This window comes from Caldithrix sp., from assembly GCF_056497305.1.
The window spans coordinates 1-3,626 of the sequence record NZ_JBSMDE010000181.1 but is presented as its reverse complement, the minus strand read 5'-3'; the positions used below and the strand labels follow the sequence as shown (position 1 = coordinate 3,626).

Sequence of the window (3,626 nt, the reverse complement as noted above, 5' to 3'; positions counted from 1 at the left end):
AAAAAATTTTAATAAAGAACGGATTGCTTAAACACAAATCCGGAAGTTAGATTAAAAATACTAATTTCAAATTTAAAAGAAATTCAATTAATGTCAAGAGGCTTGAAAAATTAATTTTTAACTTCTGGCGCTTTTTACCACAAAGTGCACAGAGAAGCCACAAAGCACACTAAATTTTTTTATTTTTTATTTTGTATTTTCCTCCGCGCTCTCTGAGCCTCCTCCGAGCCCTTTGTGATAAAAAAGCCTCCGGCCCTTTTGAACCAGAGGCTTCCATGAATTTAAAAATTTTTGATTAAGCCGTTTTCAATTTTTAATTCAACATTCAACATTTTTCATTCCACCACGTCGTGAACCAAACAAACACAGGGACGCCGGTTTCCAGTTTCTTGTTCCTGGCTCTTTGAACGATGATCATTTTAACCTTTTTTACAATGTACAAAAACCACTGGCCTGATCCCTTCTATCCCAAAACCCGGCAATATTTTTGGAGATTTTAGAGTTGTATCTTAAATTGCTTGACTTTATTAAATTTTGAGGAAATTAAATTGTGGAAACGAATCAAATCCGTAACATAGCCATCATCGCCCACGTGGATCACGGGAAAACCACGCTGGTCGATCAACTTTTAAAACAAAACCACATCTTTCGGGACAACCAGAAGGTACAGGAACGCTTTTTAGATTCCAACGATCTGGAACGGGAACGCGGCATTACCATTCTTTCCAAAAATATTTCGTTGCGCTATCAAGATATTAAAATAAACATCATCGATACCCCGGGGCACGCGGATTTCAGCGGTGAGGTTGAACGTGTGCTGCGTATGGCCGATGGCGTATTGCTCTTGGTAGATGCCTTTGAGGGGACTATGCCCCAAACACGGTTTGTGTTGCAAAAGGCATTGAATTTACATCTGCAGCCTATTGTAGTCATTAATAAAATGGATCGCCCGAATGCGCGTCCTGCTGAAGTGCTGGATGAAATTTACGATCTTTTTATTGATCTGGATGTGGATGAAGATTTGCTCGATTTTCCCGTAGTTTACGCATCGGCAAAACAGGGCTGGGCCAGCACAGAGATGGTCGAATCGGCCATGGACATGCAGCCCTTAATGGAGACAATTATCAGAGAAATTCCCTCACCTGAAGCCCATTCGGGCAGCACGCAAATGCAAATTTCAGCCATTGATTATTCCTCTTACACAGGACGAATTGGCATCGGTCGCGTGTTCAGGGGCACCGTTAAAGTGGGCAAACCTTTTAAGCTGGTACGTCGTGATGGTAGTGAAGAAGATATTCAGATCAAACAACTGTTTACGTTTGAAGGCCTGGAACGTCAACCGGCAAAAAAGGTCGTAACCGGCGACATTTGTGCTATTGTGGGCATCGAAGACATTAATATCGGCGATACCATAACCGATGCTGAAAATCCCGAACCTCTGCCCATTATTGCCATTGACGAACCAACCATTAGCATGACTTTTACCATTAACACCTCGCCCTTTTTTGGCAGAGAAGGCAAGTACGTCACCAGTCGTCAGTTGCACGATCGCTTAATGCGTGAAACCGAGTCGGATGTGGCTTTGCACGTTAAAGTCGGCAGTTCGCCGGATGTGTTTAAAGTTTCAGGTAGGGGAATCCTGCACCTTTCCATTTTAATGGAAAACATGCGCCGCGAAGGCTACGAATTTGCAGTGGGCCAGCCGCGCGTCATTTTCAAAGAAATCGATGGTAAAAAAGCAGAGCCGGTGGAAGAGCTGGTGATCGATGTGCCGGCCGAATGGATGGGCAAGGTAATCGAAATAGTCGGTCAACGTAAAGCCACTATGGTCAAAATGGAAGAAAAAGGCAACTTGCGTAAACTGGTTTACCATATTCCATCTCGTGGTTTATTGGGATTACGAAACAAACTGTTAACGGCCACCTCCGGTGAAGCGGTAATGTACCATCGGTTTTACCAGTACGAATATTTTAAAGGTTCGTTGCCGCACCGTCAAAATGGCGTAATGATTTCCATGGGCACCGGACAGGTCAATGCATACGCGTTAAATGCCCTGCAAGACCGCGGAGTCTTTTTTGTTGAACCGGGAGAAGAGGTTTACACAGGACAGGTTGTGGGCCAGTACAACAAAGAAGGTGATATTGTGGTCAACTTACAAAAGGCTAAAAAGCTGACCAACATGCGGGCCGCTTCAGCAGACAAGGCTTTGAAAATCGCCCCAGCAGTTAAAATGAGTCTGGAAGAATACCTGGAATTTATTGAACAGGATGAGCTGGTGGAAGTAACGCCCGAATCGATCCGCATCAGAAAAATGATTCTGGATGAAATTGAACGCCGGCGCGTGCAGAGCAAGCTGAAAAAACAGGCCGGATGAGTCTGGCTAATAAAAAATTGGTGAGAAACAGATTTATGTTTTGACTCTGTGCCTGGCTGTTAATTAGTCGATAATTTTTAAAAACCTTGCATTTTAGAAAATTATTGACTAAAATGATATACATTTTGGTCAATCATTAAACAGAATGCAGTATCATGGAATTAGCACATCTAAACGAACTTCATCTTCTGGCGCTTGAGGAAGCGCAAAAATATCCCCGGCGACGTTTTATATTTGAAAAAATTTTTACCGATAAGGGCAAACATTTTATTGGAATTGTCGGGCCGAGAGGCTCTGGGAAAACGATCCTACTAAAACAGATGGTAGCGCATATTCCGGATTCTTTCTATCTTTCGATCGATGTTTTGCCAGAGATTGATCTATTTCAGGTCGCAAAACAGTTAATTGAAACACAAAGGATTAAATATTTTTTAATTGATGAAATTCATTTTAATACCCATTTTGCTCGTGAATTAAAAAAGATTTATGATTTTCTGGATGTTAAGGTAATTTTTACCAGTTCCGCTTCTTTAGCCATTCACCAATCCGAATTAGACCTCTCTCGTCGTGTTAAATTTTTTACCATGTTTCCTTTTTCCTTTAGAGAATTTATTTATTTCAAAACAGATACTTTAATTCCCCCTCTGGAATTGGAGGACATCTGGAAAAGACAATGGGAGCAAATGCACCTGCTTCACAATTATTTGTTTGATTCCTTTCTAAAGGGCGGGATAATGCCTTTTTCTCTGGAGGAAGAAAATATTCTGCCTTTATTAGAAAATGTGTTAAAAAAAGTACTTTATGGTGATTTACCTGCTATCCATGATTTGCGTGCCAGCGAACTACAAATCATTGAAAAACTGATTCAATTTATCGGCAAAGCGGAAATCGACGGCATTAATTACACATCGCTTTCCAGGAATCTGGGGATTACCAAATACAAGGCAGAACGTTACGTCCAATTGCTGGAACGGGCTTTCGTTTTGAATGTGGTCCAGCCCATTGGCACAAATGTCTTAAAAGAACCAAAAATAACCATGAATCTGCCCTATCGTTTATTATTCCGTTCATTTGACGAGGCTGTTGGCGCTATTCGCGAAGATTTTGCCGTTGAAATGTTGAAATCTGCCCGTTATGAGTTTTTTTATCTGAAGTCAACCAGAGGGAAAAAAACGCCCGATTATCTTGTCCAAACAAAAGGCGGTAATTTTATTGTAGAAATCGGTGGGAAAGGTAAAGGACGACAGCAATT

The 3,626-nt window shown here is 41.4% G+C and carries 2 protein-coding genes; both read left to right on the top strand.

Going from position 1 to position 3,626, the window contains the following annotated elements:
* The first annotated feature begins 550 nt into the window (after window positions 1-550).
* The gene (gene typA / locus ACWB0I_RS14940) at window positions 551-2,374 is read left to right on the top strand and encodes a translational GTPase TypA (RefSeq protein ID WP_479388874.1); all 1,824 of its coding nucleotides are present in this window, start codon (window positions 551-553) and stop codon (window positions 2,372-2,374) included.
* 155 nt (window positions 2,375-2,529) lie between these two features.
* Window positions 2,530-3,626 (top strand): ATP-binding protein (locus ACWB0I_RS14935; RefSeq protein ID WP_479388873.1); only part of this gene is annotated, 1,097 nt, incomplete at its 3' end.